The organism is Steroidobacter sp., from assembly GCF_036406195.1.
Classification (GTDB): domain Bacteria; phylum Pseudomonadota; class Gammaproteobacteria; order Steroidobacterales; family Steroidobacteraceae; genus Steroidobacter.
The window spans coordinates 1-6,308 of the sequence record NZ_DASWVW010000037.1 but is presented as its reverse complement, the minus strand read 5'-3'; the positions used below and the strand labels follow the sequence as shown (position 1 = coordinate 6,308).

At 62.2% G+C, this 6,308-nt stretch carries 4 protein-coding genes and 2 tRNA genes; 2 read left to right on the top strand and 4 right to left on the bottom strand.

Going from position 1 to position 6,308, the window contains the following annotated elements; translation table 11 throughout:
* Positions 1-361 precede the first annotated feature (361 nt).
* Together VGE08_RS17490 and VGE08_RS26580 are read left to right on the top strand one after the other, a co-directional pair.
* Positions 362-1,555, top strand: coding sequence for an Arm DNA-binding domain-containing protein (locus VGE08_RS17490; RefSeq protein ID WP_331069196.1), 1,194 nt, complete (start codon positions 362-364; stop codon positions 1,553-1,555).
* Between the two features lie 280 nt (positions 1,556-1,835).
* Positions 1,836-3,461, top strand: a complete 1,626-nt coding sequence (locus VGE08_RS26580; RefSeq protein WP_414717507.1) for an Arm DNA-binding domain-containing protein — start codon at positions 1,836-1,838, stop codon at positions 3,459-3,461.
* Here VGE08_RS26580 and VGE08_RS17475 read toward each other — a convergent pair.
* From VGE08_RS17475 to lon, 4 genes are all read right to left on the bottom strand, one after another.
* Positions 3,420-3,496 (bottom strand) — tRNA-Asp (locus VGE08_RS17475). The two genes, VGE08_RS26580 and VGE08_RS17475, sit on opposite strands and share 42 nt — an antisense overlap.
* Before the next feature lie 51 nt (positions 3,497-3,547).
* Positions 3,548-3,622, bottom strand: a tRNA-Val gene (locus tag VGE08_RS17470).
* A gap of 87 nt (positions 3,623-3,709) precedes the next feature.
* Positions 3,710-3,982: an HU family DNA-binding protein gene (locus VGE08_RS17465; protein WP_203167952.1), complete on the bottom strand. Its 273-nt coding sequence runs from the start codon at positions 3,980-3,982 to the stop codon at positions 3,710-3,712.
* 215 nt (positions 3,983-4,197) lie between these two features.
* Positions 4,198-6,308, bottom strand: a 2,111-nt coding sequence (lon, locus tag VGE08_RS17460) for an endopeptidase La (RefSeq protein WP_349258734.1), incomplete at its 5' end; no start/stop codon positions are given.

The window sequence follows — 6,308 nt, the reverse complement described above, 5'->3', positions numbered from 1 at the left end:
CATCTGTTCTTCTGTAAATCGGCTCTTCTTCATCTTGCTCCTCGATCCGAGGAGCCATCATCCCACAAAGTTGTCGCTGGTCCGAAATTCGGCTAGCAGGTCAGAGGCATCAATTCCCGCGCGTACTGCCCAGTTTCATGGGGCTCACCCAGCCGCAATGCACGTGTGCTTCAGCCGTGCCGCAAGCGAATGAAGCAACGCGCGATTGGGTGAATGACGCATCCTTTGCCGCCCTCAGAGCTACTTGACGGCTCAGAGCGACATGACTATGTAGGACCTCTGAAGAAACTCACGCGCGTACCCGCCGCGGATACATCAGGAACGTGCGAATGCGGGGTGCACCCACTTGGTGGAGGCACTCGTGGGTAAACGGACAATCTCAGGCGGCGTCGTTCCCGCCGGTAACCGCATCAGGTTTGATCTGCGCATCGATGGAAAGCGGTTCCGACCGACCGTTCGTTGGTTCCCCAATGAGATCAACTTGAAGCGGGCAGGCGGGCTGATGCTCATCTACAAAGCTCAGATTGCCGCAGGCACATTTTCCTTCGCCAATAGTTTCCCCGAGTATCGCTGCCGCAAACGCCTTGGCTTGGCCCCGCAGACACTCACCTGCTCGGAAGTCTTCGACCGGTTTCTTGCGCATTGTGAGGCACGAGTCAGCCGCGATGACCTGGCACCGAGCACCGCCGCGTCATATCGACAAATTCTCAATCACACATGGCGCCCAACAATCGGCCACCTCCCTTTTCTGGGTGTGCGCTACTCAACGCTCGAGAAAGTCGCAGATGCCCAGAGCGTGAGCAAGAAGACGTACAACAATCTCGTAAGTGCGATCCGACGTGTGTTCGAGTACGGTTATCGAGATCACCCCGAACAGCACAATCCCGCGGCGTTCATGAAATGTGTCCGCATCCGCCGGCGCGACCGCCCGCCGATCGAACCCTTCAGTATTGCCGAGGCGGAGAGCTTAATCGCTGCCATCCATGAGCGCTGGGGTGAGGCGCAGGACAACTATGATGAGTTCCGGATCTTCTCGGGTCTGCGTCCCTCGGAACAGATTGCGCTCCTCGTTTCCGATTTTGACGCTGCCCGTGGGGCAGTATCCGTGACGAAATCGCGCACACGGCGCCTCACCCGAGATACGACGAAGACGGGGGAGGCTCGCGACGTCGAACTCTGCCCGCGCGCCCTTGCCGTGCTGTCCCGCCAGTTGATACTGAGAGAGCGGCTCAAGCAGGCCGGCCGCATCGATCACGAGCAGCTATTCTTTGATCGAGATGGGCGCCCATTTCTGGACACGAAGAACCCGTATCGCCGCTGGCGACGTACTTTCGATCGGCTGCAGATTCCGTTCCGCAAGCCATATGTGGCTCGACACTCATTCGTGAGCTGGAACCTGATGATCGGCCGCAATCCGGTACGACTGGCCGAGCTACACGGCCACAGCTTGGTCACCATGCTCAGTACCTACGGGGCATGGCCAAAGAGTGCCCGTGAAGATGGACTCGCGGACATTCGCCGCGCAATCTATCTGACAGAGGAGATTCCGCACTAGCGTGCTCACCCGTCTGTTTGGGATCAGTCGTCTCCCGCAGCGCTCCACCGGCCGACGCCGCCAGACCTGCTCACCGAAGTTGCGCGGCTCGTGCAGGGCGACTCAACCACGGCAGTGCTGAATCGACAGGCGATCCTCCGACGTGCACCTGACCCCAGTTGACGTGCATCGATTGCGCGGCCAGCGTGGGCGGCCGAAAGGTTTACAATGAGCACCAGGGAGGTCCTGCATTCACACGCATGGCCAGGGCCGATCCCGTGCTCAGGCGAGTCTTCTTACGATGAGTCAAAGAACACGCCGCGCGCGCCACACGCAACGAACGCCGCGTCGTGGGCGCGGACGACCTACGCGCACCGGCTGCGTGGCCGCGGCCGGCCCGGATCGCATTCGCATTGATCTTCGGATCGGCGGCAAGCGTATCCGCCCGACCCTTCGACTGGCGCCCACGGCGGCGAACCTCACCCAAGCGCGCCAGGCGCGCGCCTTCATGGTGATGCAGATCAAGCAAGGCACGTTTCGGCTCGCCGAAATGTTTCCGGAGTATGCCGCGCGACATGGGCTGCGCGTGCCGGCGAGTGCGCAAACGTGCGCCGACGTGTTCGACCTGTTTGCGCACCATCTGACGGCCCAGGCGGCCCGCCATGATCTCACGCCCGAGACTGTGGAGGAGTATCGGCGCATCTTGAATCGCTGCTGGCGTCCGGCGCTCGGGCCCCTGCCCTTCTTATCGATCACGTACTCGATGCTGGTGAAGATTGCGGACGGCGGGTCGTGGAGCGCGAAGACGTACAACAATGCGCTGCGCTGTGTGAAGGGCGCCTTCGCCTTTGGCGGCCGCGATCATGCGGGCTATCACAATCCGGCGGCTGCGTTGGAATACGCCAAGAACAAGAAAAAGAAGGGGCCGGAACCGTTCAGCATTCAGGATGCGGAGACGTTCATCCGCGCGCTGCATGCCGATTGGGGCGAGTTCCAGGGCAACTTCGATGAGCTGCGTTTCTTCACGGGCTTACGCTGCTGTGAAGAGATCGCGCTGCGCGTGAGCGACTACGATCGCGCGAATAAGCTCCTCAACATCACCAAGACCCGCGTGCGCGGCCGCGAACGCGCCTCGACCAAGAACCGCCGCGATCGCAGTGTCGAGCTGTGCGCGCGGGCGGTGGCGGTGATTGAGCGGCAATTGCAGTTGCGCGCGCAATTCGTCAGGCGCGGCTGGATTGATCACGACAGCCTGTTCTTCACCGAGCGCGGGGCGCCGATTCGCAGTCTGGCGGTCACCGGCCGTCGCTGGCGCGACACCTTGACGCGTCTGCCCATCCACTATCGCCCGCCCTATCACGCGCGCCACACCTCGGTGAGTTGGCAGCTGATGGTGGGCGAGAACCCGATGCGAGTCGCCGAGCAGCACGGGCACAGTGAGCTCACGATGTGGACGGTGTACGCCGCGTGGGTGCAGGGCGAACGACGCGACGGTGTCGACGCGATCCGTCGCGCCCGCGGTGCTGCGCACAGCAACGTTCCGGAGGGAGGAACTAGTGCGCCGGCCGCAGGTGCTGCGCACGGCAACGTTCCGGAGGGAGGAAACATTGTGCCCGCCGCAGGTGCTGCGCACGGCAATGTTCCGGAAGGAGGAAACAGTGTGCCCGCCGCAGTCGTGCCGGCCGCAGGTGCTGCGCACAGCGATGCTCCGGAAGGAGGAAACATTGTGCCCGCCGCAGGCGTGCCGGCCGCAGGCCCTGCGCACGGCAATGTTTCGGAAGGAGGAAACATTGTGCCGGCCGCAGGCCCCGCCGGCGTGGGCAGTGAATTGGTCAGTACGCGCCGGCGTCAGGCGCGTAAGTCATTGGGGAAGTTCACAAAAAGATGGCGGAGCGGACGGGACTCGAACCCGCGACCCCCGGCGTGACAGGCCGGTATTCTAACCAGCTGAACTACCGCTCCGCGCTGGAACCTTTGTGACTTCGAATTGAGCACTCTGTTGTCACTGCAGAGTGGTGGGTGCTGAGGGGATCGAACCCACGACATTCGCCTTGTAAGGGCGACGCTCTACCGCTGAGCTAAGCACCCGACGATTACTGTGACAGTACTCGTGAACCTGCGCTCAATCAGTACCCTGGCGAGCGAGGGGCTTAAGCCCCCCGTTTCGAAGGCGCGCTAATTTACAGCATCCTTCAGAGCCTTGCCAGCTTTGAAACCAGGAACTTTCGTGGCGGCGATTTCGATCGTCTCGCCGGTGCGCGGATTGCGTCCGGCGCGGGCCGCACGGGCCTTCACCACGAACGTGCCGAAGCCCAGCAGCGATACGGAATCGCCGCCCTTCAGGGCCTCGGTAACCGCGTCGAAAACCGCATCGACGGCACGCGTAGCCTCGGCCTTCTGCAGGCCCGTCTTGGTGCTCACGGCGTCGATCAGCTCGGCTTTGTTCATATTCGGTTTCCTTCTTGTAGAAAGCCACGTTCCCGGCCACGACCCGACAAGCGATCGCGTCAGAACGGGGGCGCGTTATAGCAGCGGGCGGCGGAGAAAGGAAGCACGATGCCGGGCTGCTGTCGGTTGATTCAAGGGTCAGGGGCAGGTGAACCCGCCCGGAGCCTGGCTTTCGACCCGGGCTCCGGGGCTATGTTCAGTCCAGCGGACCCGCCTCAGTGGGCCCGGACCTGCTTGCTGGAACGCTTGGCGACGCGACGCGGCCGGGGTGATTTGTCATTGCCGCGCGACGGCTCGGCAGCCACCGGCGTAGGCGCGGGCATGTGTTTGAGGGCCACCTGCAACACCTCGTCGATCCACTTGACCGACTTGATCTCCAGGCTGTCCTTGATGTTCTGCGGAATCTCGGCCAGGTCCTTGGTGTTGTCGTCCGGGATCAGCACCGTGCGGATGCCGCCGCGATGCGCCGCCAGCAGTTTTTCCTTGAGACCGCCGATCGGCAGCACCTGTCCGCGCAACGTGATCTCGCCGGTCATGGCGACATCCGAGCGCACCGGCACCTTGGTGAGCGCCGAGACCAGCGCCGTGCACATGCCGATACCCGCGCTCGGACCGTCCTTCGGCGTCGCACCCTCGGGCACGTGAATGTGGACATCCACCTTCTGATAGAAATCCGGATCCAGGCCCAGCAGGGCCGCACGGCTGCGCACGACGGTCATGGCGGCTTGGATGGACTCCTGCATCACCTCGCCCAGCTGGCCGGTGTGAGTGAGCTTGCCCTTGCCGGATACGATGGCCGCTTCGATGGTGAGCAACTCGCCGCCCACTTCGGTCCACGCGAGACCCGTCACCTGCCCGATATGATCCTGCTCTTCGGCACGGCCATATCGGAAACGACGCACGCCAAGATATTTCGACAGGTTCTTCGGCGTGATGGTGATCTGGTTCGGCTCGCCCTTGGTGAGCAACTGCTTCACCGCCTTACGGCACAGCTTCGAAATTTCGCGCTCGAGGTTACGAACGCCCGCTTCGCGCGTGTAGTAGCGAATGATGTCGAGCACGGCGGCTTCGGACACTTTCAGCTCGTTGTCCTTCAGGCCGTTCTGCTTCATCTGCTTCGGAATCAGATAACGCTGCGCGATGGCGCTCTTTTCGTCCTCGGTGTAGCCGGGCAGACGGATCACTTCCATGCGATCCAGCAGCGGCGCCGGAATGTTCAGGCTGTTCGCGGTACACACGAACATCACTTCGGACAGATCGAAGTCCACTTCCAGGTAGTGGTCGTTGAACGTCGAGTTCTGCTCGGGGTCGAGCACCTCCAACAAGGCGGAGGACGGATCGCCACGGAAGTCCATGGCCATCTTGTCGATCTCGTCCAGCAGGAACAGCGGATTGTGCACGCCGGTCTTGACCATGTTCTGGATGATCTTGCCGGGCATGGAGCCGATGTACGTGCGGCGATGGCCACGAATCTCGGCCTCGTCGCGCACGCCACCCAGTGACATGCGCACGAACTTGCGATTGGTGGCACGCGCGATCGACTGACCGAGCGAGGTCTTGCCGACGCCCGGCGGACCGACCAGGCACAGGATCGGACCCTTGAGCGTCTTCACGCGCTGCTGGACGGCGAGGTATTCGACGATGCGCTCCTTCACCTTCTCCAGCCCGTAGTGATCCTCGTCGAGCACTTTCTCGGCGAGGTTGATGTCGTTGTGGACCTTGGTCTTCTTCTTCCAGGGCGCCTTCACCAGCCAGTCGACGTAGTTGCGCACCACGGTGGCTTCGGCGGACATGGGCGACATGAGCTTCAGCTTGTTCAGCTCGCTCATCGCCTTGTCGCGCGCTTCCTTGGGCATGCCGGCCTTCTGGATGCGCTGTTCCAGCTCGGCGAGCTCGTTGGGCGCATCTTCGATTTCGCCCAGCTCCTTCTGAATGGCCTTCATCTGCTCATTCAAGTAGTACTCGCGCTGAGTCTTCTCCATCTGGCGCTTGACGCGGCTGCGGATCTTCTTCTCGACCTGCAGCACGGAGATCTCGCTCTCCATCAGCGTGTAGACGCGCTCCAGGCGCTCGGAGATGCGCGTGATCTCGAGCACGTCCTGCTTGTCGGAGAGCTTGATGGCGAGATGCGAGGCAATGGTATCGGCGAGCTTCGAGTGATCCTCGATCTGGCTGATGGTGCCGAGCACCTCGGGGCTGATCTTCTTGTTGAGCTTCACGTAGCTCTCGAACTGCGACATGGCCGAGCGCGCGAGCGCCTCAAGCTCGTCCTTGTTGCCGGAGGTCTCCGGCAGACGCTCGATCTCGGCCTCGAAATGGCTCGCAT

Bases quoted from the DNA above. Each gene is read 5' to 3' on its own strand.
- VGE08_RS26580 (WP_414717507.1), top strand. From the start codon at position 1,836: ATGAGTCAAAGAACACGCCGCGCGCGCCACACGCAACGAACGCCGCGT.
- VGE08_RS17465 (WP_203167952.1), bottom strand. From the start codon at position 3,982: ATGAACAAAGCCGAGCTGATCGACGCCGTGAGCACCAAGACGGGCCTG.